We start from the raw sequence: 24931 nt of genomic DNA on the forward strand, positions 1-24931 counted from the left end.
GGCTAGCGTGCGGCAGGTGAAGGACGGCGAGTCAGCGGGGCGTCATACTCCCGGCGCGGCCAGGAAACTGCTGCGTACGGTCCGCGCGGATCCGCGGCACATGCCGGAGCGCATGGCCGTGTTCGCGGTCGAACTCCTCGGCCCGCCGGCCGCGGAGCGGATGGCCCAGCCACAGCCCGGGGGACCGGAACAGCAAGTGGACACCGCTGAATGGGCACACCAGGTGGTGCGCCGGGGAGTTCGCACCTCCGTCGTGGAGGGCTCCTTCCTGGGCGGCCCGTTCATGGCGCTGCTGCCGATCGCGTTCTGCGGTGCGCTGCTCGCCCAGGTGCGGATGGTGCTCGAACTCGCGGCCCTGTCCGGCCGTGACCCCGGGGACGAGACGGTCGTGGCCGACCTCCTCGTGATCCAGGGCGTCCATCCGACGGTCGTGCAGGCCGAGGAGGCGCTGCGGCAGGCACGTCCCGCGGCCGGGGGCGGCGAGGCGAAGGCCGGCTGGTGGAGCACCGTCAGGAGACTGGCGTACCTCATCGGTCTCGTCACGCCCCAGGAACATCCGCGTGGAAGGCTGCGTAGCGCCGCGGTGTGGGTGGGCGTGATCGCGCTGGTCCTCGTCGGCTTCGTGGTGCCGTTCGTCTGGGTTCCGGTCTGCGCCGAGACGTACCGGCGCGCGACCAACGAGCTCGCCGGCGTCGCCGCCCGGCACTTCGCCCTGCACGGCGGGACCGGCGTGCTGCCTACGAGCGGTCCGGCGGAGCGGCGGGCCACGCTGCGCCCGGGGCTTCTCCTGGTGACGGTGCGGGTCCTGCTGGCGTGCCTGGTGCCGGTCGTGATCGTGGGCGTCGTGCTGGCCGCCGACCTTCGCTTCGGCGACCAGCACTGGAGCGTGATGCTGCTCGCGGTCTTCGCCGTCGCCGCGATCACCGCGCTGGTGTGGTACCTGCGCCGCCGCTGACCCGTCCGTGCGCCAGCGCCAGATCGCGCAGTCGCCGCCAGTCCAGACGGGGCCGCGTCCGGGGTACGCCGGGCCGACTGCGGGGGACACGTACGCGCAGGGCCTGAGGGCGGATCGCACATCGGACGGGGGTGGGAAGGGAGAGCGCCTCGCCGTCGATGCCGACCTCCACCTCGGGCGTGTCGGCATGGATGACGACGTCCTGCGCGGTGGCGACGGTGAGCCCGGACGAGCGTCGGCCACGGATCAGTTCGGCCGCCTGGGCCGCGTTGTCGACGTTGACGCCCAGTACTCCGAGGACACCCGTGTCCAGTCGCTCCCGGTGCCCCAGGCCCACCGGGTCGTCCGTGCTGTACGGGTTGTTGCTCACGAGCACGGCCTGGGGGGAGTCGATGCTGACTCCCGGGCCCCGGACCCTGAGCCGGGAGCCGATGTGATGGGTCAGGACGTCCGGCAGCATCCGGAGAATGGTGCCGATCTTGTCGTCCCGGTAGGCGGGGCTCTGGACGACCTCGGCGTAGGCGCCGAACGACACGTTGTTGACGAAGGTGTGCTCTCCGACGCGCCCGAGGTCGACACGGAGTTCGACACCGTCGGCGAGCGCGTCGAGGCACGTGGCCGGGTTCTCGCGGTCGAGCCCGAGGTCGAGGGCGAAGTGATTGCGGGTACCGGCCGAGATCACCATGAAGGGGACGTCGTGCTCCGCCGCCACGTCGGCGACCAGGGCCTGCGTGCCGTCTCCGCCCGCCACGCCGAGAAGGTCCGCACCGTTCGCCAGCGCGTCCCGGGCGAGCGCGGCGACGTCCCGGGGGTGCGCCGGGTCGAGCAACACGACCTGGGCGCCCAGGGCTTCGGCCTTCTCCCGCAGGCCGAACCTCCCGACCTTCCCGCCGCCCGAGCGCGGATTCATGATGAGGAACGGGCGCTCGGGCGCAGGGGTGCGGTATTCGACCGGAGCGACACGTCCGCCGTCCTCGGTGAGCGCGGCCCAGCCCTCGAAACACACCACGGCCCACAGCACGAGAACGACGATCACGAGCCAGAACAGGCCGAAAGCCACGAAGAGCGCGATCACCGCCCCCTGCACGGCCACGGCCAGGGCGACCGCGAGCCACCTGACCAGTCCCCTGCGGCTGAGGGCCCACCACAGCCCGGCCGCGCTCAGGGCGAGCCCGGCCAACGCGACGGCGGCCAGCCCCAGGCTCCGGAAACCCGCGACCACGAGAGGCAGAGCCACGGCGACGACGGCCGCAGCGATCGCCAGCCGTGCCGCCCACCGCTGCGTCCTGCTGCTGCCGCGATGCCCTGTGTCGTCTCCACCCATGATTCCTCCGTGACTCGTCTCTGTCCTAGCGCGTGCCGGAGTTCCCCTCCGGTGTCCCCTCACGCAGGTGTGGTCGCGCGGCGGCGGCCCTCCGATGCCAGGCGCCGTACCGGTTCGCGAGGAACACGGCGGACATGCCGTGCAGCAGGATGCTCAGTGCGACCGTGACCGCGACGACCCGGCCGATGAGCCGAACCCCCGGCACGTGTTGTTCCTCCACCACCAGCAGCCCGAAGACGACGGACGCGAGTCCGCGCGGCCCGAACCACCCGATGTAGCCGACCGTGGGAAGGGCCAGCCGACTCCCGATCAGGGAAACGGCGACGGGCAGCATGCGCACCACCGTGAGGCTCAGCACGGCGTACGTGACGATCCGCCAGTCGAGGTGCTCCAGAGCCGGCCCGAGCAGCACGGCACCGAACACCAGAAAGCTCAACGACGCCATGAACTCGGCGAGTTGCTCGGCGAGCCGCGCCGTGTCCGCACCCTCGTCCGCGGGCTCCGGCGCTGTGGAGCGCCGCTGGGAGACACCGAAGGCGAAGCCGGCCACCCAGGCCGCGATGAACCCGCTCCCGTCGACGACGACCGCCAGCGTGTACGAGCCCGCCGCCACGGCCAGGACGAACACCTGACACCAGGTCCCACTGACCCAACCCCGCCCGCGCGACCAGGACAACAGCCATCCGCCGAACCCTCCGACGGCCAGGCCCAGCACGGTGCTGACCACGAGCGCACGCCAGAAGACCCCGGCGACTCCCTCCTCCGAGGCGTGTGTTCCCGGCAGTGCCGCGAGGAACAGCAGGAAGAAGGGCAGCGCCATCCCGTCGTTGAGGCCGCTCTCGACGTTCAGACCGCTGCGCACGAGTGGCGGGACACGCGGGCTGGAGACCGCGGTCTTGCCCAGCGCCGCGTCGGTCGGCGCCAGGATCGTCCCGACCAGCGCCAGCTCCCACACGGTCAGCCCCGGCAGCAGCGGCCAGGCCAGGAGCCAGCCCGCCCCGATGGTCAACGGCAGTCCGATCCCCAGCAGCCGGCCGGGAAGGAATCCGCCGACCTGGAGATCACGTCGTCGTACGGACATCGCGTCGGTCAGCAGGACCAGTGTCAGGGCCGCTTCGACCAGGGTGAGCACCGGTCCCGCGTCGTGCTCCAGGTCGAGGAGGTCGAGCCCGAGCGGGCCGATGGCCACCCCGAATCCGGCGAACACCATGGGCCCCGACACGGCGGTCGTGGAGAGCCGTCGGGAGACGAGCGCGTACCCCGCCGTGACGGTGGCCACGGCCGCCCCGGTCCACGCACTGCCACCGCTCACCGGGACCTCACCGGTGTGGCTTCGCGGGCGCAGCGGAACCCCTGGTTGCCGGTGCTGCTGTCGGGGGTGCTGGAGCTGCGGGCGGCGACGCGGTAGCGGCGGCAGTAGGAGGCGTGGCACAGGTAGGACCCGCCTCGGATCACGCGCTCCACGCCGAACGACGGGCCGGGCGGATCGTCGTGCGGGCTGCGCGCGTAGTAGGCGGGCGAGTACCAGTCCGCGCACCACTCCCAGACGTTGCCGCACATGTTGTGCAGGCCGTGTCCGTTCGGCGGGTGCGTGGTGACGGGCGCCGTTCCGTACCAGCCGTCCGCGCGGGTGTCGCGGTCGGGAAAGATGCCCTGCCACACGTTCATCCGGTGCTCGCCGCCGGGCTCCAGCTCGTCGCCCCAGGGGAACACCATCTGTTCGAGACCGCCGCGGGCGGCGTACTCCCACTCCGCTTCGGTCGGCAGCCGCTTTCCCGCCCACGCGGCGTAGGCGGTGGCGTCGTTCCACGAGACGTGGACGACCGGGTGTTCGGCGCGTTCCTCCAGCTCGGAGCCGGGGCCCTCGGGGTGGCGCCAGCACGCCCCGTACACCTGCCGCCACCAGGGGGCCTCGGCGACCGAGCGGGTGTCCGGGAAGTCGTCGGGCAGCAGCCCGGCGAAGACGAACGACCAGCCGTAGCGTTCGGCATCCGTGATGTGCCCGGTCGCGTCGGCGAATTCCTCGAACTCCGCGTTGGTGACCGCGCAGCGGTCGATCCAGAAGGGCACGAGACGGACCGGATGAACGGGGCCCTCTCCGTCCTGGGGAACGACCCAGTCGTCCTCCGCGCCCATCAGGAACGGGCCGCCCGGCAGGTGCACCATGCCGACCGCCCAGGCGTCGGCCGGGGCTGCGGACCGCGCTGTCGCGGTCACTTGCCGCGGCGACTCGCCCCGCGACGGAGCGCAGCACCGTCCGGCTGATCCATTTTCCGACATTGGGCACCAATCGGGATCGAATATGCCGACCTGTGCATGATCCGACCTGGCATCGGCGTGCTCGGCATCGACACGACGAACGGCCGCCGTACCCCTGTGTGCACTCCGGATGGCGCACCCCGGATGCCGCATGTCCTGGGATCGGGAGCAATGGATACCAACGGCAGCCACAACAGGCCGCGCCCCACGCCTGGAGGACGGATGACCAGCCCGCGGGAACCATCACAGGCCCCTGGCCCGGAGGGCCCATCGCCGGCCGGCCGGTCGACCACCACCGGCCGGATCGTACGGAAGGTCGCGTCGGCGGTTCTGATCGTCCTCACCTGCGTCCTGGTCCCGGTGTCGGTACTGACCGTCTGGGTGCACGACATCGTCCTCGACACGGACCGCTACGTCGCCACGGTGAAACCCCTCGCCTCCGACCCGGCGATCGAGGACGCCGCGCGCAACCGCATCGTCCAGGCCGTCGACGTACGGGTCGACGGCAAGCGCGCCACCGCCGAACTCGCGGCCTGGCTGCAGTCGCAAGGTCTGCCGCCCACCGCGGCCCGGGCGGTGCGGGGGCTGGCCCCGCAACTGGACGCCGCCGTGACCGGCGCCGCGGACAAGGTGGCGACGCGCTTCGTCCGGAGCGACAGGTTCGAGAAGGTGTGGACCTCGGCGAACCGGGCCGCCCACGCGGCCGTGGTGCACGCCCTGACCGGGAAGGGACGCGGCGCGGTCGGCGTCGACGACGGCACCGTGACGCTGGATGTCGGCACCGCCGTCGACCGGGTGAAGCAGGACCTCGTCGACGCCGGTCTGACACCGGCCGAGAACATCCCGGACGTCAACAAGCAGATGGTGCTCTTCAAGTCCGATCAGCTCAAGCGCATGCAGAACGCGGCGCACGCCCTCGACGTGGTCGGTACCTGGATGCCGGTGCTCACGGTGGTCCTCGGGGCGGCGGGAGTGTTCCTCGCGTACGGACGCCGGCGTGCCCTGGCGAAGACCGCCCTGGGTGCCGCCGGGGCTGCCCTGATCGTCGCGATCGGCCTGGTCGTCGCCCGTCGCTACTACCTGGACCATCTGCCCCCGCAGGTGCAGTCGGAGGCGGCCGCGGCAGCCGTCTTCGACCATCTCCTGCACTTCCTGCGGGTCACGCTGCGCACCGTGATCGTGCTCGGTGTGGTCGTCGCCCTCGGCGCGTATTTCGTGGGGCCCGGCCGAGGGGCGCGGGCCGTGCGGACCAGGTCCGAGCACACCGCCGACTCCGTCGCCCGGTGGGCGGACGCCCACGACATCCGGACCGGCCGGGTGGGGACGTGGACGGCGGACAACCGGCGTCGGCTCACGATCGGCTTCCTGCTGCTGCTTGCCCTGCTGTTCGCCCTGTGGAATCACCCCACCGTCCTGACGGTGCTGCTCCTGGTGCTCGTCTTCCTGGCGGTGCTCGCGGTGATCGCCCTGGTGGCGGCGAGCGGTCGCAGGGAGCGGACGGCAGGGGCTCCCGCCGCTGATTGACGCACTGTCGAGTACCGCCTGAGGAACTCCGCGAACTCCGCCGGTTGTGCGCCGCGCAGGTGCGGGGTTGGGCGGCCCCGACGTTCAGCGCCGTCCAGGCCCAGACCGGCGCATCGCTGGAACTCCTTATGCGGTGGACAGATGGGAGATCAACTCCCTAGAGTCTGCGTGCACGCCCGGAGACCGACGGAAGGAGGCGAGTGCCATGAGGTTCACAACACCCCAGCGCTCCCTCCCTGTTGACCCGGTGTGCCAAGACTGACCTGACCGGGAGCGCTTCACGCAGTACGCATCCCGGAGGAATCAGTCCATGACCGATCTGGTCATTCGCGCGCTCGACGAGAACGACGCGCACCTTTTCGACGCACTTCCCGATCCGCTGGGCGCCCGAGCCGCGCACCGGCTGACGACCTGGCGGCCCGACTGGCAGCGGGTGGCCCTGCGCGACGGCACGGTCGTCGCGCGCGCCGCCTGGTGGGGTGGCCCCGACGACACCGAACACCGTCGACTGCTTCGACCTGATCGAGGGCGAGGAGGAGGCAGGCGCCGAACTCCTGCGCAGCGTGCCCTGGCGAGTGGACGCGGAGCTGAACCTCCCTCCCGGCTGGCGCGACAGCCCCGAGACCCGCGCCGCCGCCGAAGCCCGCTTCACCGCACTTCGCTCGGCGGGCTACGACTTCCTCGTCGAGCGGTTCATCTACCGATGGACCCCGGAGTGCGACCTGCCCGAACGCCCCGGACGCCTCGACTTCGCCCCCGAACCCGACGACGCCGTGTTCTTCGACGCACTGCGCCGCATCCACTCCGTCACCCTGGACGCCCACGCCCAACGGGCCACCAGCCAAGGGGGAGTCGAAAAGGCCGCACAGGAGGAGATCGACTTCTTCCGCTGGTGCCCGTCCCCGCGCGAGTGGTGGCAGGTGGCCCGTACCCCCGAGGGCGACCTCGTGGGCATCCACATCCCGGCCCGTAACCCGTCGGGCCCCTGCGTCGGGTTCATCGGCGTCGTACCGGAGCAGCGCGGCCACGGCTACGCCCGCGACCTGCTCGCCGAGTGCACCCACTATCTCGCCGAGCGCGGCGCCGAGTTCATCGCCGCCGCCACGGACCAGGGCAACTTCCCGATGGCCGCGCACTTCGCCGCGGTCGGCTATCCGGTGATCCGGGAGCGCGCCCACTTCCAGTTCGTCGAGTAGACGCGTCGGTTAGTAGAGCAGTCGGCCCGGCCCGTGATCCGTGCCGGGCCGACTGTCAGTGCCGGGTGCCATGCTGGCGGCAGGTCGATCCACGGCACATGGCTCTACGGCGGGATGGAGGCGGGCATGGGGTTCGTCGGCGAGGTCTGGCAGGTGCGCGGCGGCGAGGAGACGGTCGGGGAACTGGTCGGGGAGATCCTGATCGACGACGCCGATTTCCCTTGGCTGTCCGGCAAGTTCACCGCGGGTCCGGCCTTCGACGCCGTACGGGACCTGTTCGCTCGGGAACTCGCCCTGGCCCAGGCGGACGACGACTGGACGCGGTGGGAGGAGGTCTACGACGAGGTCCGCAGACAGGTCACGCTCACCTCGTCGGACGGGCCCGTGCCCGAGTTCCTGCTGCACATCGACGGGGAGCGGGCCTGGTTCCGGTGGAGCGACGAGCCGTTCGAGGACGACGAGGACGGGGACGCGGAGGCGCCCGGCGGCAAGTGATCAGCCGGCTTCGCCGGTCACCATCGCCTCCGCCCGCGCCAGGATCTCCGTGACCCGCTGCCCGAAAGCCGCGTCGCACGGGTGCGGTCGGCCCGTGCGGACGGCCTCGCCCAGCGCGTCGGCGGCCCGGCTCAGGGCGGACACCGCGTTGCCCGCGCGGTCCGGGAGGCTGGTCACCCCGGCCGTGCCCCGGAGTTCGACCGCGACCCCCGCCGCCGCGGGCGGCGCCGTGAGGCTCAGAGTGAGCGTGCTCGACGCACCACCCACATGGTCGAGGACCAGTACGGCCGTGTCCCCGGGACCCCGTACGGCCGCCGCCACCCGGCGGACGTCACCGAGCACCGGCAGCAGCACGGACAGCGCGTGCGGGCCGACGTCCCACAGCGCGCCCTTCTCCTGCCGCCAGGGCGAGGCGGCGAACGGACTGTCGCTGGTGAACACCGAGCCCAGCCACTCGGCCCGGGCGGTGAACCAGCCCTCGGCGGCGGCCTGTTCGGCGATCCACGCCTCGGTCTCGGGCAGGAAGCGGGTGGTGAAGAACACGACCGACGCGACCCCGGCCTCCCGCACCGCGTCGACCACGGCCTGTCCCTGTTCGACCGTCGGGGCGAGGGGCTTGTCCAGCAGCAGATGCCGGCCCGCCCGCGCGGCCCGCACCGCCAACTCGGCCTGCACGGACGGCGGAAGGGCCACGGCGACGGCGTCCACGTCCGCGAGGAGCGCGTCCACATCGTCGTAGGCCGGGACGCCGTACTCGTCGGCCAGTTCCTTGGCGGCGTCCGGGCGGCGGCCCCACACCCCCGCGAAGTCCCACTCCGCGTGCCCGGCGAGGGCGGGGGCGTGTGCCATCTGTGCCCAGGGGCCGGTGCCGAGCAGTCCGATGCGCATGGCGGTGCCTCTCCACGGGGCGGATTCACGGGTGTGCATCCGCGCGGCGAACCTGGTGACCACCGGAGTCGCTCCGAGCGGCCGGTCGCCGGTGAGCGTGCCATACGAACGGGGCAGGTGCGCAAGCCCCGGCGGCGCCTACTCCCAGCCGACGACCTTGAAATTCTTGTCGACGAAGACGTGGTGCGGCCAGTTGACGCTGATGTTGTGGACCTCGTACTCGCCGTCGCTCAGTTCGACGACACGGTCGTTGACGCCGCCGGGGACGACGGCCTGGGCCGCTTTGATCGCCTTGTAGGCGGTCGTGCCGTTGATGATCGTGCCTTCGCCCTCGGTGTAGTCCGGGATGCGGCCGACCGACTTGTCGGGGGACGGTGTGCCCTGCTGGAAGGCGATCACTCCCGCCGCTGCGGCGGCCGCCGCTCCGCCGTCGCCGCCGCGCTGGACGACGACCCGCGTCGCGGCGACGGTCGCACTGTCGACCGTTCCGAGGACGAGGACGCTCGCACCCTTCTGCACGGCCTCGGCCGGGGCGCCGGTGGTCTTCGTGGCGGAGGTTTCGGTCACGGTCACCTTCACGCCCGTGGCGGTCGTCATGGTGAAGCCCGACGTGGTCGTGGCGTCGACGATGCCGGTTGCACCGCCGTCGGACGGGTCGGCCTGGGCGCCGCCGCCCTCCGGACTCGTCGGCGTCGGAGCCGGCGAGGCCGTCGCCGCGGATGCGGGAGACGACGAATCCGCGACGGCGGACGTACTGCCGAGCCCGGCTCCCGCCACCGCACAGGCCAGCCCGGCGGCCATGAGGCACGTGCCTCTCCGGGACAGCAGGTCGTGGTTGTCCATGGTGGGGCTCCCTTCGCCGGTGCAACTACTCCGAGCCTGGGCGCCGTACCTGTGGAGACGCTCATGCGCGACTTAAGAAGTCCTGACAAACGCGGCACCCGTCGCGGCCGCGCGGTCATTGAGCAGTCCCGCTGCTGGATGCGTTCGATTTCTTCTATTGGACCTGCGGACCGGGGACGGAGAGGCTGGAGGACGTGCCCTGCCTGCCCGCGACCCGATCGGTCGTCGGGCGGGGCGGGACGGCACGGTTCTGCGCGACAGCCGGAAGACCGGAAGAGGAGCACGAGCAATGGACACCCGCCGTATCGGTGACGTCGAGGTCAGTGCGATCGGCCTGGGCGGTATGCCCATGTCGATCGAGGGACGGCCGGACGAGGCACGCTCCCTCGCCACGATCCACGCCGCCCTCGACGCGGGCGTGACGCTGATCGACACCGCGGACGCCTACCATCTGCACGCCGACGAGGTCGGACACAACGAGACCCTGATCGCCAAGGCCCTCGCCTCGCACGACCGCGGCGCGGACGTCCTGGTCGCGACGAAGGGCGGGCATCTCCGTCCCGGGGACGGCAGTTGGACCCTGAACGGCAGCCCCGAGTACCTCAAGGAGACCTGCGAGGCGTCCCTGCGCCGACTGGGCGTGGAGGCCATCGGGCTCTACCAGTTCCACCGCCCCGACCCGAGGATCCCGTACGCGGACTCCGTCGGCGCGATCCGGGACCTGCTCGACGCGGGCAAGATCCGCCTCGCCGGGATCTCCAACGCGAACCCGGAGCAGATCCGGCTCGCCAACGAGATCCTCGGCGGACGGCTGGTCTCTGTGCAGAACCAGTTCTCCCCGGCCTTCCGCTCCAGCGAACCGGAGCTTGAGCTGTGCGACGAACTCGGTATCGCGTTCCTGCCCTGGAGCCCCCTCGGGGGTATCAGCCGCGCCGGTGAACTCGGCTCCGCCTACGCGCCGTTCGCCAAGATCGCCGAGAAGCACGGCGTCAGCCCGCAGCGGGTGTGCCTGGCCTGGATGCTCGCCAAGTCGCCGGTCGTCGTACCGATTCCGGGCTCCAGCCGTCCCGAGACGATCCGCGACTCGGCCGCCGCACCGGAACTGACGCTCTCCGCCGAGGAGTTCGCGGAGCTGGACGCAGCCTGAGGCGGCGGTGACGCCGGAGGTGTAGTTGCGGCGGGCAAGGGAAGAAAGCGCTTGCCCGCCAACCGGTCACAGGGGGAGGACCACCACCGATGGCGTCGTCCACGGACAAGCCGCTCGACCACCGCTACCGCGACGAACACCCGATCCGCACCCTCGCCTACCTGTTCCGCGAAGACCGCAGACGCCTGGCCCTGGCCGTGGTCGTGTTCACGGTCAAGCACAGCCCCATCTGGCTGCTCCCGCTGATCACCGCGGCCATCATCGACACGGTCGTCCAGCACCAACCCGTCAGCAGACTCTGGATCAGCACCGGCGTCATCCTGTTCATCCTGCTGATCAACTACCCCCTGCACGTCCTCTACGTCCGCCTCCTCTACGGCAGCGTCCGCCGCATGGGCACCGACCTGCGCTCGGCCCTGTGCACCCGTATGCAGCAGCTCTCCATCGGCTACCACTCCAGGGTCAGCGCCGGAGTGCTCCAGGCCAAGGTCGTACGGGACGTGGAGACCGTCGAGCAGATGGTCCAGCAGACGGCGGAGACCGGGCTCGGCGCGATCACCGTGCTCACCGGCGGCCTGGTCATCATCGGCTTCCGCACACCGGAGTTCGTGCCCGTCTTCGTGGTCGTCGTGCCGGTCGCCGCGCTGCTCGTGTCCCGGCTGCGGGCCCGCCTGCGCACCCACAACGAGCACTTCCGCCACGAGGTGGAGACCCTGTCCTCACGCGTCACGGAGATGACCCGCCTCATCCCGGTCACCCGCGCCCACGGCCTGGAGGGCAAGGCCCTGCGCCGCATGGACGGCACCCTGCGCCGCCTCCTCACCACCGGGAACCGCCTCGACCTGCTCAACGGCCGCTTCGGCTCGCTGGCCTGGGTGGTGCTGAACGTCGTCGGCGTCCTGGTCCTCGCCGGTGCGGCCCTGGTGTCGTACTACGGCGTCTGGGGCGTCACCGCGGGCGACGTCGTCATGCTCAGCGCCTTCCTGACGACCCTGACCAACTCCACCACGACCCTCATGGGCCTGGCTCCGGTCATCACCAAGGGTCTGGAATCGGTCCGTTCGGTCGGCGAGGTGCTCCAGGCACCCGAGTTGGAGGACAACGAGGGCAAGGAGATGGTCACCGCGGTACGCGGAGCCGTCTCCTTCCGGGGCGTCGGCCACACCTACGACGGCGGCCAACTCCGCCCCGCCGTCCACGACTTCACCCTCACCGTCGCACCGGGCGAGACCGTCGCCCTCGTCGGCGCGTCCGGTGCCGGCAAGTCCACGGTCCTCAACCTCGTCATCGGCTTCATCCGTCCCACCGTCGGCCAACTCCTGCTCGACGGCACCGACATGAACACCCTCGACCTGCGCACCTACCGACGCTTCGTCTCGGTCGTCCCCCAGGAGTCGATCCTCTTCGACGGCACGATCCGCGACAACGTGGCCTACGGCATGGACGACGCCGACGAGGAGTCGGTGCGCGCGGCGCTGCGGGACGCCAACGCCCTTGAGTTCGTGGACAAGTTGCCGCAGGGACTGGAGACCCTGGTGGGTGAGCGCGGGGCCCGGCTCTCCGGCGGCCAGCGCCAACGCCTCGCCATCGCGCGGGCGTTGATCCGGGACCCCAAGGTCCTCGTCCTGGACGAGGCGACCTCGGCCCTGGACACCCGCTCGGAGGCCCTTGTCCAACAGGCCCTCGCCCGACTGCTGCACGGCCGTACGACCTTCGTCGTCGCGCACCGGCTGTCCACAGTCCGGGGCGCCGACCGCATCGTGGTGATGGGCGACGGGGAGATCCTCGAAGTCGGCACGCACGACGAACTCCTGCGCCGGGGCGGGGCGTACACGGCGCTGCACGGCGGGCAGGTCGCCTGACCTGCTCTCGCGGCCGTGTGCTTGATCAGGCGGTGACGGGGCACAAGGAGCGCACAACGAGAGAGGGGCGCTCCGTGCTCGTGCCGGACCCGAAGGCCGTCAGGAAACTGCTCACCCGGTACGCGGTGCTGCGCATCGCCCAGGCGGAGAGGCAACGCCCGCAGACGGCCGCCGAGTTGAACGACGTCAGCTACACCCTGTGCGTGATGACGGGCACCACGGACATCCGGGAAGCCATCGTCGCGGCGGACGCCCTGCTGGCGGCGGCACGTGGCGCGGCTGCCGACGACCGCGCCCTCGCGTAGAGGCTTCAGGAGACCGCCACTTCGCGCGCCGTCCTGCCGTGGAACGCCGAACGGTACGCCTGCGGGCTGGTGCCGACCACCTTGCGGAAGCGTTCGCGGAACGCGGTGGGGGAGCCGAACCCGGCCTGCTGGGCGACGCGTTCGATGGGATGGTCGCTGTTCTCCAGCAGGTACTGGGCGCGTCGGACCCGGGCGCGCAGCAGCCACTGGAGCGGTGTGCTGCCCGTCTGTTCGCGGAAGCGGCGGCTGAACGTCCGCTCGCTCATGCCCGATCTCGTGGCCAGTGTCGCCAGGGTGACCTCGTGGGCGAGGTTGTCCTCGATCCACTGGAGGAGCGGTTCGAGGGTCGAACCCTGGGGGACCGGTGGGTGCCGGTGCACGATGAATTGGGCCTGCCCGCCCTCGCGTTCGAGCGGCATGACCGAGAGGCGGGCCGCGTCGGCGGCGACCGCCGAGCCGAAGTCCCGGCGGATGAGGTGCAGACACAGGTCGAGTCCGGCGGCGGCCCCGGCCGAGGTGAGGATCTGCCCGTTGTCGACGTACAGCACGTCCGGTTCCACCTCGACCAGCGGATACTCGCGGGCCAGCAGATCGGCGGCGATCCAGTGGGTGGTCGCGCGCAGCCCGTCCAGCAGTCCGGCCGCGGCGAGCACGAAGGCACCGGCGCAGATCGACACGATCCGGGTACCCGCCGCCGCTGCCTCCCGCAGCGCCGCCAGCACCCGCGGGGAGGGCGGCCCGGCCTGCTCCGAGCAGCCGGGGACGATGACGGTGTCGGCGTCCGCCAGCGCCTCAAGGCCGTGGTCGACCCGCAGCGTGAACCCGTCCGTCCGCACCTCCGGCGTCTCGCCGCACACCCGGATCCGATACGCGTTCCGGCCGTCGGGCAGCCGGGTGCGGCCGAACACCTCCATCGGGGTCGCCATGTCGAACGGCACCACATGATCGAGAACGAGAATCGCGACGGTGTGCATGAACACCACGATAGGCAGATTCCCGCCAGCCCGGTGACATGGCCCCATGCCTCTGAAGCCTGACCACAGGGGTTGGCGGGAATCCGTCGGAAGCTGTCGTTCCAGCCCCTGTGCAGTCGACCCGGACATTCCTAGCCTGGGCCGGTGACCAAGATCCTTCTCGCACTGCACGTGCTGGCCGCCATCGTCGCGGTCGGCCCCGTGACCGTCGCCGCCAGCATGTTCCCACCGGCGGCCCGCCGCGCTCTCACCAGTACGGACGGTCCCGACGCGGGGGTGACGACCGTACGACTGCTGCACCGCATCTGCCGCCTCTACGGCGCGGTCGGTCTCGCGGTGCCCTTCTTCGGTTTCGCCACCGCCTCCGCGATGGGCGTCCTGGGCAGCGGCTGGCTCATCGCCTCCATCACCCTCACCGCGGTGGCGGCCGGACTCCTGATCGCCTTCGTGCTGCCGCGTCAGGACGAACTCCTGGAGGAACTAGGCGCTGGGCGGCCGGTGGAGCGCGCCGGGACCGTTCAACTCGCCATGTTCACCGGCATCTTCAACCTGCTGTGGGCCACCGTCACCGTCCTCATGATCATCCGGCCCGGCTCGACGACCGGCGCCTGACCGGTCAGCCCGTGGCGCGGACCAGCAGGAGCGCGACATCGTCGTCGGGCTCCGGGCGCAGCGCGTTGAGGAGCATGTCGCTCGTCTGCTCCAGGGGGCGCCGGGAACTCTGCAGCAGCCGCGTCAGCGTGTGCAGCCCCACGTCGATCGACTCACCCCGGTTCTCCACCAGCCCGTCGGAGTACAGGGCGAGCAACGCGCCTGTGCCGAACGCGACTTCGGCGGTCCCGAAGTCCACTCCGCCGACACCGAGCGGGACTCCGCCGGGGATGTCGAGGAGTTCCGCATGGCCGTCGGGGCGGATCAGGACGGGCGGCAGATGCCCGGCGCTGGACAGGGCGCAGGTGCCCCGGCCGAGGTCGACCACGCCGTACGCGCAGGTCGCGATCGTGTCGAGGGAGCCGGTGAGGTCGTCGAGGTGGTGCAGCAACTCGGCGGGCGGCAGGTCGAGTCGGGCCAGTGCGCGGGTCGCGCTGCTCAACTGGCCCATGATGGCGGCGGCTTGGACGCCCTTGCCCATCACGTCGCCCACGACGAGCCCGGTCCGGCCCGGCCCCAGCGGCAGCACGTCGTACCAGTCGCCCCCGACCTCGCTGAGCGCCGGCAGATAGCGGGCGGCGATGTCGAGCCCCTCCTGCCGGGCCGGGACCGGCGGCAGCAGGCTGCGCTGCAGGGTCAGCGCGGTGGTGCGCTCACGGCCGTAGAGACGGGCGTTGTCGATGCAGATCGCGGCGCGCGCGGCGAGTTCCGAGGCGAGCACGCGGTCCTGTTCGTCGAAGGGGCGCTCGTTGACGGTGCGGTAGAGGCTCAGCGTGCCGAGCACCTCGCCGCGGGCGATCAGCGGGACGGCGAGGTAGGAGTGGACGCCCGCCGCGTGCAGGGTCTGTGCGGCGCGTCCGTCCCTGGCGATGCGCCGCATCATCGGCCGGTCCACCCGCTCGACCAGGATCGGCCGGGCCTCGCGGACGCACTGGGTGATGATGCGGTGGGGGCCGTAGGTGGCCAGTTCGCCGACCGGGTCCGCCGCGTGGATCGCGTCGGTGAGGTATCCGGCGGCGACGGCCAGCGCCCGGAACTCGACCTGCGCGTCACCGGCCACCGGAGTGATCCCGCCGTGTGCCACGACCGACTCCAGTACGTCGACGGCGGCCAGGTCGGCCACATGCGGCACCGCCACGTCGGCCAGCTCCCGCGCGGTCTGCTGGAGGTCCAGCGTCGTCCCGATCCGCACCCCGGCCTCCGCCACGACGGACAGGTGCTGGCGCGCCTGCGCGACCTCGGCCGCCGCCTGCTCCCGCTCGGTGACGTCCAGGACGGCCATCGCGAGACCGAGCACCCGGCCCTGCGCGTCCTCGATGCGGTGGTACGACTCCGAGTACGCGCGCTCCGCTGCATCGGCCGGCGTACGGCCCACGGTCTGCTGGTCGAGCAGCGGCTTGCCGGTGATCAGCACATGCCGCATCCGTGACTCGATGGCCGCCACGTCGAGACCCGGCAGCACCTCGCCGACCCGGCGCCCGACGACCTCCGTCTCCGGTACGCCGTTGATGCGCTCCAGGGCCGGGTTCACCGTGACCCACCGCAGATCGGTGTCGAACACGGCGATGCCCACCGGTGTCTGTCGCACCAGGCTGTGGGAGAGCGCCAGGTCCCGTTCCACGCCCCGAACCGTCGTCGCGTCCGCGGCGAGACCCAGCAGATGCGCCTGGCCGTGGCTGTCGCGCAGCCGCATCGTGCGGAACTCCACGGGCCGCTCGGTGCCGTCCCGGTGCAGCAGCGGGAAGACCCCGGCCCAGCGGGCACCCGAGCCCACCTGCGCGAACAGTTCACGGGCCCGGACCCGGTCGTCGGGCGACACCAGCAGCCGGTCGGCGCGCTGAGTCAGCGCCTCCTCGGCGGAGTAGCCGAGCAGCTGCTCCGCCTCGGGACTCCACAGCGCGATGTACCCGCCGGCGTCCAGGACCACCGCCGCGACCTGCAACAGGTCCAGCAGTCCTCCCGAGGCGGCCGTGACACCGTCCCCGGCAGCGTACGCGTCCATCCAGCCGCTCCTTCCGGCGCGGCACGACACCACCAAGATCCGCACCGCCGGTCATCCGATTACGGCACAGCCCGCCCCACCCGGCAACACCGTGGGGACAGGGGGAGCGGACGCGGCCGTATGGAGCACATACCCGCGCGGGCGCCGACGAGCCCCCGGATTCTGATCGTGCCCTGCCCCCACTCCCTCCAGGACGCCCGATGCCCCTTCCGCTCCGTCTCGTCTCCCTCCTGGTCGCCGGCTGCGTCGGCGCCCTCGTGCCCGCGTCGCCCGCCGCGGCCGACGACCACTCCCTGCAACGCGGTCTCGACGAACTGGTCGCCGCCCCGGACGGCCCGCCCGGCGTGATCGTCGTGCTGCGCGACGGCGACCGCCAGCGCGTCCTGCGGGCCGGCACCGCCGACGTCACCACCGGCCGCCCGCTCGAAGCGGACGACCACACCCGGACCGCGAGCACCAGCAAGGCGTTCAGTGGGGCGGTGGCCCTGAGTCTCGTACGACAGCACCGGCTCACCCTCGACGACACGATCGGCAGGCAACTGCCCCAACTGCCCAAGGCCTGGCGGTCGGTGACGCTACGTCAGTTGCTCCAGCACACCAGCGGGCTCCCCGACTTCAGCCAGAGTACGGAGTTCCGCAGCCTCATCCAGGCCGACCCGCACCACCACTTCGACTCGCGGCGCCTGCTCGACTTCGTGGCGGGCGAGCCGCTGCGGTTCACGCCCGGCTCGCGGTACCAGTACTCCAACTCCGACAACATCGCCGTCGCGCTGATGGCGGAGGCCGCGACCGGCACGCGCTACGAGAACCTGCTGCGCCACGACGTGTACCGGCCGCTCGGCCTGCGGGACACGAGCCTGCCGCAGGGGTACCGGATGCCGGAGCCGTACATGCACGGCTACGCGGTCGGCGGACCGTCGGGACCCGAGGACGTCAGCGAGGCGATCGGCATGTCGGGGGTGTGGGCGTCCGGCGGCATCACCTCCTCGCCCCGCGACCTGGCCTCGTTCATCGGCGGCTACGCCTCCGGAGCCCTCACCTCGAAGGCGGCGCTGCGGGAACAGCGGCACTGGATCCCCGGCTCCTCCGAACCGGCGGGACCGGGTCGCAACAGCGCGGGACTGGCCATCTTCCGGTACGAAACCCGCTGCGGGGTCGTTCTGGGACATACCGGGAACACCCTTGGTTACACACAGTTGATGGCGGCGACCCCCGACGGCCGGCGCGCGCTCACTTTCTCATTGACAACTCAGGTGAACCAGGCGGGGAACGCCGCTCTGCTGAGCAAAGTGCGCGCGGTCGAGGAGGACGCGGTGTGCGCCCTCCTGGGGACATACGGGTCGTAACACCACAGGCGTGCCGGACGCCTCCGGCATGCCGGACCATGAGTGCGTGCACATGCGACTCACTTATCAACGGCAGGACGAGCGGGCGGCGTTCGCGCTCGCGGACGCGCTGGGACGCGTCGGCGCCGACGTCGAACTCGACGTGTGGCCGACGGCCGCGGACGGCGCCCCCGACCCGGAGACCGCCGTCGTCCTGCTGTGGTCGGCGGCGTGGGACCGAGCACTGGCGGAACCCGCGCCGCTCGGCGCACCTGTGCCCGTCCGGCTCGACGACACAGCGCTGCCGCCCGCCCTGGCCGGGCTGCGCCACGTACGGCTCGCCCAGGGCCGGGGCCGGGTGTCGGACGAGGCGGCGGCGATGATCGTGCGCCTCGCCTTCCCGGCCCTCGTGCCGCCGCTCCCCGTTCGGGGCACCCCCACCGAAAGCACCTTGGCGATCAGCGACTTCGGCCCTCTGGGGCTGTTCGCGAGCTGCCCGCGGTGCGGTGGGAGCAGCGAACGGCTGCGCCCGTACGTCACGGTCGACCATCAGAACGACCAGGCGCTGCGGCTGGTCATCTGTGGCGCGTGCAACTGGCAGGACGACTGCGAACTGTGACTGCGGCGAACCGTTTCCGCTACCTCAAGCGACCGTGCTGTCCGACCCGTTGACCAGGCCCTCCCGCTCCGGGTCGGCGGGCAGGGCCAGCCACTCCGCGATGGTGCGGGCGATCGGCTGGCCGGTGTCCGCCTCGACGAAGCCGAACTGGCCCGACTGGTTGCACTCCAGGAACCACCAGGTCCCGTCCCCGTCCTCGGCGAAGTCGAAGGCGCCGTAGGCCAGTTCGGCCTCGCGCAGATACGCGCGGACGGCCTCGGCGATACGCGGCGGGACCTCGGTGGGGTGCCAGGGCTGCGCGGGCGCGGCGAAGCGGACGTCGACCTCGGCGGGGTCCGCGTCCGGGTCGATCGGCATACGGGCGGCCAGCATCCGGTCGCCCACCACGGTGAGCCGGATGTCGGCGCGCTTGGCGACCCGGCGTTGCAGCAGCGTGGGGCCGAAGGCCACGGCGGCGAAGTCGGTGTCCGGCGCGACGCGGCTGGTCGGCACCGCCCGGGGCGGATCCTGCGGGTGGGCGCCGGAGACCGGCTTGACCACCAGGTCCGGGAAGCGCCGCGAGAACTCGCGGGCGGCCTGCGGGAACGTGGTGATCAGCGTGGCGGGCACCGGCAGTCCGCTGCGCTGGGCCAGCCGCAGCTGCCAGGGCTTGTGCCGGGCGCGGCGCGCCGCGTCGGGGTGGTTCATCCAGCGGGCGCCGGAGCCGCGCAGCATGCCGTAGAGCGCCTGTGAGGCCTCCTCGGTGAGCCATGCGGAGGGCTGCGGCGCGCGGTTCGCCGGGGCGCCCGGTCTGCGCACCCAGATGGAACGCAGTCCGCTCACGCTTACCAGCCGCCCGCCGGCCGCGAGATGGCCGCGGAAGCGTCCGTGGACGTACTCGCCGGAGAGCGCGACCCCGCCGGTGAGGTCGGCGGGATCGATCCGGACCACGGGGACGCCGGCCGCGTGCAGATGCACCATCACCAGGTCCGCGGTGACGTCCTCTTCGCAGGTAAGGACCAATACGGTCATTTTCGTCGTTCCGCGTTCAGTCGTCGAAGTGAGTCTTCGATCCCGCGGTGGACGTCGTGGTCCCCAGTTCTCTCAGCAGAGCGAGATCATGGGCGGCGACCCGTCCGTCGGCGAGCACGTTCAACTGCAGTCCGGAGTCATAGCTGTACGGAGTGGTGAGCTCCAACTGTGCTGCCGGGCGAGCGTAGTTGAGCGCGAACGGTTGCATCGTCTCTCCCTCGTCGGTACTGCCTCGTGCAAGCGGTGGCCACCCCGCGAGGTCGCTTGGCCCGCTGACTTCCGTCTGCTTCCAGAGACTTATACGAATCGAACGAGTGAATGGTTTCCTTACTCTGCGTAGTCATAGTAAGGAAGGTAAGACGCTCGCCGGGTTCAGCCGAGGTCGCCCGGCCGCCCCTCCTCCTGCTCGCCGAGGGACTTGCGCATCGAGCGCAGGGCGAGAAGAAGGACGGCGATGTCGTCCAAGTACACGGGATCGGGCATCAGGTCGGTCGGCAGCACGAAGTAGAGGACGGCACCCCAGAAAACCCATTTGGGGCCGGTCGGAAGTCCTGCGCGCCGCAGTCCGCGCCGCATGCGGACGAGCCGCACCAGCACTCCGACGGCCACGGCGAGCAGCGCCACCGCGAGCACCGCGGCGACGACGATCACGGTTGTGGTCGAGTCCACGGGCACCCCTTTTTCCGGTCCGGCCGCACGACATGTGCCCTATCCGGATGCCCGGTTGAGGCCCTGGTATTGCCGAAGAGGGGAACATCACACCCGAACGCCCGGAAGAGTCTTGACAGTCACCGACCCCACGTCGGGCACTGGTACGTTTTCACCGTGAGCGCGACCAGCGGGACGGAAACGGGAACCCACGTACGGATCGGCCTCGACGCCCCACCGCGCGTCGCGAGCCTCGGCGTCGGTGTGCACGGCACCGTGAGCCCGCGTGACGTGTTCCGGCTGCCCGACCTCTGGCAGCTCCATCTCTACCGGTACGAGGCGGAGTTGACCGTCGACGGAGTGCCGTACGAGATCAGGCCCGGCCATGTGAGCCTGGTGCCGCCCGGCGCGCTGGTGCGCTTCCACTACCGGGGCCGCTCCGAGCATCTCTTCGCGCACCTGGAACTCCCTTCCGCCGGTGAGCGGTTGACCGTTCCCGTGATGCAGGACGCCGGTACGCAGACTCCCGTGCTCACCGACCTGATGCTGAGGGCCGTCGCGGCGGCGCCGCGCAACTCCGCCCGTGCCGCTGCCGAGTTGTGGACCGTGCTGTGGCGGGTCGCCGACCTCGCGACCCCGGCCGACGGTGACGCCGCCGGACCCCACCCCGCGCTCGCCCTCGCCGTCGCACACATCGAGGCGCAGCTGGCGGCGCCGCTGACGGTGCCGGAGGTGGCGCGCGCGGCCGGCGTCTCGCACAACCACCTCATCCGCCTGTTCCGCGCCGAGATCGGCAGCACGGTCGTCGCCTACATCCGGCACCGCCGCCTGGAACACGCACGACACCTGCTGCGGGAGTCGACGCTCTCCGTCCCGGCCATCGCGGCGGCCGTCGGCATCGGCGATCTCCAGGCCTTCAACAAGGCGTGCCGACGCGAACTGGGCGCCTCGCCGAGGGCGGTTCGCGCCAGGACCGGGTGAATCCGGGCCGCCGCCGTGCGGGTCGGCCTGGGCCGGCATTGTGAAGGTCGGTCCCGGGCCTCATCGGGCGGGTCGGTTCCGGCCCTCAACCGGCGGGTCGGTTCCGGCTCACGCGGTTCAGCCCCGGGGCGGCGTCGTGCCGCTCGGTCCGGGCGGTGTCGTGCGGCTCCGTCCAGACCGGCGTCGCGCAGTTCGGTCCGAGCCGGAGCGGCGCAGCTCGGTGCGGGATCAGCGCCGCGCGGATCAGTCCCGGCCCGTACCCCGATACAGGTCCAACTCTCCCTCCAGCTCCACCGCCAGGACCGTTGCCAGCTCGTCCACATCGGCGGCCTGCGGGGCGTCGATCCATGTCACGCCCGGGACCTCGCCGAGTCCGCCGATCACGTCGTGGCCGAGTCCGGCGCCGGTACCGAGCACCGTGACCCGCTTGACGGGCGTGCGCAGGCCGCGCACCGACACCGACTCGCGCGGCGGGTCGAAGCACACCAGGTACAGCGTGCGGCGGTCGGCGGACAGCGTGCTGGGGCCGTAGTGGTGCCCGGCGGGCAGACCGGCCACCGTGCCGTACACCGCCTCGGAGTGCCGGGCGATCCAGGCTCCAAGTCCCTCAAGACGTTCCACCTGCGCGGGCGGGATCGTCCCGTCCTCCTTCGGGCCCACGTCGAGCAGCAGATTGCCGCCCATGCCGATGGTCTCCGTGAAGTAACGCACCAGCTGCCGCACCGACTTGTGATGCTCGTCCTGGTGCTGGAACCCCCACGAGTCGTTGACCGTCAGACACAACTCCCAAGGCCCGTCCGGGGCTTGCAGCGGCACCCCCTGCTCGGGCGTCGCGTAGTCGCCGTGGCTCAGCATGCGGGCGTTGAGCACGGTGTCGGGATTCCCGGCGAGGATGAGTTCCGCCAACTCCCGCATGCCCCACTGCTCTTCGGCCCGCTCCCACTCGCCGTCGAACCACAGCAGGTCGGGCCGGAAGCGGGCCACCAACTCGCCGACCTGGCCGTCGCGGTAGGCGAGATATCGCGCCCAGGCGGCCGGATCCTCCTCACCGGGCCGGGCGGAGGCGTACGGGTTGGCGAGGATCTCCTCGTCCGGCGGGTTCGGATGCACCGTGCTGGCGTAGTCGGGGTGGTTCCAGTCGGAGTGGGAGTAGTAGAGCCCGACCTTGAGGCCCTCCTCGCGCAGCGCGTCGGCATAGGGGTCGATCAGATCGCGGCAGGCCGGGGTGCGGCGGACCACGTCCAGGTCGCCGTAGGCCGAGTCCCACAGGGCCACACCGTCGTGGTGCCGGGCGGTCAGCACCGCGTACCGGGCCCCGGCGCGCGCGAACAGCCGTGCCCAGTCCCGCGGTTCGTAGCGCGCCGCGGTGAACCCGTCCAGCTGGCGCATGTATTGGTCGTGCGGGACCTGACCGGTGTAGAACGACCAGGACTCCGGCACACCATCGACGGCGTAGATCCCGTAGTGGACGAAGATGCCCAACTTGGCATCGCGGAACCAGGGTTGCATCGGCATACCGCCAAGCTAGGCCGCGGGACGGCGGGGCGCGTGGGCGGTGATCACCACTGGTGGTTCATTTTCACCCCCGCGACCGCGCTGCGCAGGCTGGTCGCATGACTGGGGATCCCGGAAGCAACTCGCGTCACCGGACTCGCGTCACCGGAGTCGTCCGGTCCAGGCGCCGCGTTTCCTGCGCGGTGCCGGCGCCCGTCGTCGCGCCGCCCGGAGACGAGGAGTGCTGGTTGCCGACCACCCGCACCGACCGGGCGTGCGCGACCTGACCATCCACTGCCTCTCGGACGCGTAGCGCGCTTTGGTGGCGGTGCACACCCCCGCTCCGAGCTTGGCCCGTCAGCGAGTGGACTGGCCGTCGTACGCCCCCCGGACGGACTGCTGGGCCGCCCCGTCCCCCTGGACTGGACGGACGAGCACTACGCCCGCGCCGCCACGGGCCGCGCACCGCTCACCGGCGCCGAGCGACGCTCCCTCGGCGCCGGCGCCGACCGCCTACCGCTCTTCAGCTGACCGGTCGCCGTCCCGCGGCGGCTCGACGCGGTCCCCGTCGGCCGACGGCGGTTCAGGGTCCCTCTCGGCCGCCGGCGCCGGGCGCAGTGCCTTCGTCACGTCCCGCAACCGGCCGAACGTCCGCTGGAACGGGGACCCGGCAGAAGAGGGAGGCCCGTCCGGCACGACAGCGCCGCCGGACTCGCGCAGCGCGGCCAGTGCCTCGTTGGCGCGGTCGGCGGACTCCCGGTACAGGTCGCGGGACTTCGTCATCGCTTCGAGCGCCTCGGCGTACATGGCCACGAGCCTGCGCTCCCGGGCCAGTTCCTCCTCCAGCGTCATCAGGCTCCACTGCTCGCGCAGCGCCGTGACGGCTTCGGCGCCGCCCTCCGGCAGGGGGCGCGCGGAGGCGGCGTAACGGCACAGCACGTCCACGAGTTCGGTGGGCTCGGAGCCGTCGAGGAAGACGCTGCGCACGGAGAAGTCACGGACGTCGTAGCCGGGGGCGGCCGGGTTGGTGGGCAGCACCACGGCACCGCCGCGCGGCACCTGGAAGTCGAACTCGCGCAGCAACGCCCAGTTGACGGAGCGTAGTTGGTCGGGTGTGGCCCGGTGCTCGACCACGCAGTGCCGCAGACTCGGCGGCAGCAGCCGGGCCAGGGGGAGCCGGCCGCGCGCGTCCGGGGTCATCGCCTCGTGCACGACGACGTGGACGCTCCAGCCGTCCTGCGCGCAACTCCGGAACAGCCGCCGCAGATCCTTCTCGTCGGACGGCAGCGGATTGACCTCTCCGAAGCGCAGCCCCGGGACCGGTGCGTGGTCCCAGCCCGTGTCCGCGTCCTCGGGCCAGAACACGGTCGCTGGAGAGGGCCACCGGGGATCCCAGACCTGCTCGGCCTCCGCGACCAGGATCCATTCCCGCCCGTCGGCCGAAGCCGGGGCCGCGGGCGAGCCCGGTTCCGGAAGCGGCGGAAACGTCAGCCGGGCCCGCACGGTGACCGTCCCCTCGACCCGCCAACGGGCCTCGAAGACCAGCTCCCGGGGGTCATGGCCCTGATCCTCGTCCGGTTCCATGTGGTCGTCGATGACCTCGCGGTCCTTGAGTCGCTGCAACTGTCGCCGTACGACACCCGCCGCGTCCTGGGACCCGACGTGGCTGCCGCGAGCCAGCCACACCGTGTGGGGGATCGTGGGCGGAGCTGTGGAGGAGTTCGACATAGGCCAATCTGCGGGCGGGGGCGGGGCTGACCCACCAGTATGAGCGTCGGAGATCTTGGTGGGTCAAGCGGGGGTCGTGGAGTCTCGTATGCCCGGAATTCCTGCGATCCCGCGTGAGCATACGCGCGGGGTGTGATCGGTCCACTCCGGGCGGCGGGGTTTCACACGTGCCTTTGACATGGCCCGGTCCCCAGAATGGTGGCGCGGACGGGACCCGCCCACCATCCGCTCGGGGTGGGTCCCGTCCGTGTGTCCCGCACCGCACACGTCACCGCCGCCGTCGTTCCGGCCGGGACGCCGTACCCGCCTCGGCCGGTGGCGCGCTGAATCCGGCCGGTACCGAGCGCGCGCTCGCCGTGGGCGCCGCCTGCAGGGGTACGACCGTCTCCTGGCGCGGCGGCCTGGTGCGTGGCGCGGGCTTGCCGACGACCCGGGTATGGGTCATCAGCGAGGCGCAGGCCGCGCAGACCTCGGCCAGGGTCCACACCTGGCCGACCGCCGGATCGTGCCGCAGCACGAGCAGCACCGAGCCCGAGCAGTCGACCCGGGTCCCCTCGTGCGCCGCACACCGCTGGCGACGGCAGCCGCAGGCCGCGTCGGGGCGTACGGTCGCCGCTCTGACGTGGGCCGCCGCATGGGCTTCGGCGAAGCGGCGCAGGGCCGGGAGGTCACGCGACCGGACGGGCATGCCGCACCCGGA

23 protein-coding genes and 1 pseudogene are annotated in these 24931 nt (G+C 71.6%); 11 read left to right on the forward strand and 13 right to left on the reverse strand.

Annotated elements, in window-relative coordinates; all coding sequences use genetic code 11:
- The first annotated feature begins 16 nt into the window (after positions 1–16).
- A complete protein-coding gene (locus ACIBJH_RS27160) occupies positions 17–955 on the forward strand; it encodes a hypothetical protein (protein WP_399119475.1) in 939 nt (312 codons plus the stop codon).
- Here ACIBJH_RS27160 and ACIBJH_RS27165 read toward each other — a convergent pair.
- Genes ACIBJH_RS27165 through ACIBJH_RS27175 form a run of 3 tightly spaced genes read right to left on the reverse strand, consistent with a single transcriptional unit; the run spans position 921 to position 4559 of the window.
- Positions 921–2279, reverse strand: coding sequence for a diacylglycerol/lipid kinase family protein (locus ACIBJH_RS27165; protein WP_399119476.1), 1359 nt, complete (start codon positions 2277–2279; stop codon positions 921–923). The genes ACIBJH_RS27160 and ACIBJH_RS27165 overlap by 35 nt on opposite strands.
- 25 nt (positions 2280–2304) lie before the next feature.
- Positions 2305–3591 (reverse strand): cation:proton antiporter, encoded by a 1287-nt coding sequence (locus ACIBJH_RS27170; protein ID WP_399119478.1) that lies wholly within the window; start codon positions 3589–3591, stop codon positions 2305–2307.
- The gene (locus ACIBJH_RS27175; RefSeq protein ID WP_399119479.1) at positions 3588–4559 is read right to left on the reverse strand and encodes a formylglycine-generating enzyme family protein; all 972 of its coding nucleotides are present in this window, start codon (positions 4557–4559) and stop codon (positions 3588–3590) included. The genes ACIBJH_RS27170 and ACIBJH_RS27175 overlap by 4 nt, the downstream gene beginning before the upstream one ends.
- Positions 4560–4760: 201 nt before the next feature.
- Here ACIBJH_RS27175 and ACIBJH_RS27180 point away from each other — a divergent pair, with 201 nt between their 5' ends.
- The 3 genes and pseudogenes from ACIBJH_RS27180 to ACIBJH_RS27190 all read left to right on the forward strand — a co-directional run bounded on the left by ACIBJH_RS27180 (position 4761) and on the right by ACIBJH_RS27190 (position 7753).
- On the forward strand, positions 4761–6062 hold the full coding sequence (locus tag ACIBJH_RS27180) for a hypothetical protein (protein ID WP_399119480.1): 1302 nt from the start codon (positions 4761–4763) through the stop codon (positions 6060–6062).
- Positions 6063–6372: 310 nt separating this feature from the next.
- Positions 6373–7258 (forward strand): annotated as a pseudogene (locus tag ACIBJH_RS27185) (GNAT family N-acetyltransferase).
- Between the two features lie 126 nt (positions 7259–7384).
- Positions 7385–7753, forward strand: a complete 369-nt coding sequence (locus ACIBJH_RS27190; protein WP_399119481.1) for a hypothetical protein — start codon at positions 7385–7387, stop codon at positions 7751–7753.
- On the opposite strand, the gene ACIBJH_RS27195 is transcribed toward ACIBJH_RS27190, so the two are convergent.
- Both ACIBJH_RS27195 and ACIBJH_RS27200 read right to left on the reverse strand, forming a co-directional pair.
- On the reverse strand, positions 7754–8641 hold the full coding sequence (locus ACIBJH_RS27195; RefSeq protein WP_399119482.1) for a Gfo/Idh/MocA family protein: 888 nt from the start codon (positions 8639–8641) through the stop codon (positions 7754–7756). It abuts the gene before it with no gap.
- Positions 8642–8779: 138 nt separating this feature from the next.
- Positions 8780–9484: a hypothetical protein gene (locus tag ACIBJH_RS27200; RefSeq protein ID WP_399119483.1), complete on the reverse strand. Its 705-nt coding sequence runs from the start codon at positions 9482–9484 to the stop codon at positions 8780–8782.
- A gap of 289 nt (positions 9485–9773) precedes the next feature.
- On the opposite strand from ACIBJH_RS27200, the gene ACIBJH_RS27205 reads away from it, so the two are divergent.
- The 3 genes from ACIBJH_RS27205 to ACIBJH_RS27215 all read left to right on the forward strand — a co-directional run bounded on the left by ACIBJH_RS27205 (position 9774) and on the right by ACIBJH_RS27215 (position 12798).
- Entirely contained in the window at positions 9774–10631 is an 858-nt protein-coding gene (locus tag ACIBJH_RS27205; RefSeq protein WP_399119484.1) for an aldo/keto reductase, read from the forward strand.
- A gap of 89 nt (positions 10632–10720) precedes the next feature.
- Entirely contained in the window at positions 10721–12493 is a 1773-nt protein-coding gene (locus ACIBJH_RS27210) for an ABC transporter ATP-binding protein (protein WP_399119486.1), read from the forward strand.
- 74 nt (positions 12494–12567) lie between these two features.
- Entirely contained in the window at positions 12568–12798 is a 231-nt protein-coding gene (locus ACIBJH_RS27215; protein WP_399119487.1) for a DUF5133 domain-containing protein, read from the forward strand.
- 5 nt (positions 12799–12803) lie between these two features.
- Here the strand turns inward: ACIBJH_RS27215 and ACIBJH_RS27220 are convergent, their stop codons facing one another.
- Entirely contained in the window at positions 12804–13772 is a 969-nt protein-coding gene (locus tag ACIBJH_RS27220; protein ID WP_399119488.1) for a GlxA family transcriptional regulator, read from the reverse strand.
- Between the two features lie 144 nt (positions 13773–13916).
- Between ACIBJH_RS27220 and ACIBJH_RS27225 the strand changes: the two genes are divergently transcribed.
- Complete coding sequence (locus ACIBJH_RS27225) at positions 13917–14384, forward strand: hypothetical protein (protein ID WP_399119489.1); 468 nt, start codon at positions 13917–13919, stop codon at positions 14382–14384.
- 4 nt (positions 14385–14388) lie between these two features.
- Here the strand turns inward: ACIBJH_RS27225 and ACIBJH_RS27230 are convergent, their stop codons facing one another.
- Positions 14389–16425: a SpoIIE family protein phosphatase gene (locus tag ACIBJH_RS27230; protein WP_399119490.1), complete on the reverse strand. Its 2037-nt coding sequence runs from the start codon at positions 16423–16425 to the stop codon at positions 14389–14391.
- Between the two features lie 200 nt (positions 16426–16625).
- Here ACIBJH_RS27230 and ACIBJH_RS27235 point away from each other — a divergent pair, with 200 nt between their 5' ends.
- Positions 16626–17771: a serine hydrolase domain-containing protein gene (locus ACIBJH_RS27235; protein WP_399119491.1), complete on the forward strand. Its 1146-nt coding sequence runs from the start codon at positions 16626–16628 to the stop codon at positions 17769–17771.
- Positions 17772–17817: 46 nt separating this feature from the next.
- Entirely contained in the window at positions 17818–18369 is a 552-nt protein-coding gene (locus tag ACIBJH_RS27240; protein WP_399119492.1) for a toll/interleukin-1 receptor domain-containing protein, read from the forward strand.
- Positions 18370–18393: 24 nt separating this feature from the next.
- Here ACIBJH_RS27240 and tgmB read toward each other — a convergent pair whose 3' ends face one another.
- The 3 genes from tgmB to ACIBJH_RS27255 all read right to left on the reverse strand — a co-directional run bounded on the left by tgmB (position 18394) and on the right by ACIBJH_RS27255 (position 20049).
- Positions 18394–19380, reverse strand: coding sequence for an ATP-grasp ribosomal peptide maturase (tgmB, locus tag ACIBJH_RS27245; protein ID WP_399119493.1), 987 nt, complete (start codon positions 19378–19380; stop codon positions 18394–18396).
- Between the two features lie 16 nt (positions 19381–19396).
- Complete coding sequence (gene tgmA / locus ACIBJH_RS27250; protein ID WP_019070092.1) at positions 19397–19588, reverse strand: putative ATP-grasp-modified RiPP; 192 nt, start codon at positions 19586–19588, stop codon at positions 19397–19399.
- Between the two features lie 164 nt (positions 19589–19752).
- Positions 19753–20049 carry a YkvA family protein gene (locus tag ACIBJH_RS27255; RefSeq protein ID WP_399119495.1) on the reverse strand — a complete coding sequence of 99 codons (297 nt, stop codon included), beginning with the start codon at positions 20047–20049 and terminating at the stop codon, positions 19753–19755.
- A gap of 156 nt (positions 20050–20205) precedes the next feature.
- Here ACIBJH_RS27255 and ACIBJH_RS27260 point away from each other — a divergent pair, with 156 nt between their 5' ends.
- A complete protein-coding gene (locus tag ACIBJH_RS27260) occupies positions 20206–21009 on the forward strand; it encodes a helix-turn-helix domain-containing protein (protein ID WP_399119496.1) in 804 nt (267 codons plus the stop codon).
- A 243-nt stretch (positions 21010–21252) separates the two neighbouring features.
- Here the strand turns inward: ACIBJH_RS27260 and ACIBJH_RS27265 are convergent, their stop codons facing one another.
- The 3 genes from ACIBJH_RS27265 to ACIBJH_RS27275 form a co-directional block, all read right to left on the reverse strand.
- Positions 21253–22524, reverse strand: coding sequence for an alpha-L-fucosidase (locus ACIBJH_RS27265; RefSeq protein ID WP_399119497.1), 1272 nt, complete (start codon positions 22522–22524; stop codon positions 21253–21255).
- Between the two features lie 492 nt (positions 22525–23016).
- Complete coding sequence (locus ACIBJH_RS27270; RefSeq protein WP_399119498.1) at positions 23017–24231, reverse strand: hypothetical protein; 1215 nt, start codon at positions 24229–24231, stop codon at positions 23017–23019.
- Between the two features lie 268 nt (positions 24232–24499).
- Complete coding sequence (locus ACIBJH_RS27275; protein WP_399119499.1) at positions 24500–24919, reverse strand: hypothetical protein; 420 nt, start codon at positions 24917–24919, stop codon at positions 24500–24502.
- Between the last annotated feature and the right edge of the window lie 12 nt (positions 24920–24931).

It is taken from the genome of Streptomyces sp. NPDC050548, assembly GCF_044457385.1.
In the GTDB taxonomy this organism is placed as follows: domain Bacteria; phylum Actinomycetota; class Actinomycetes; order Streptomycetales; family Streptomycetaceae; genus Streptomyces.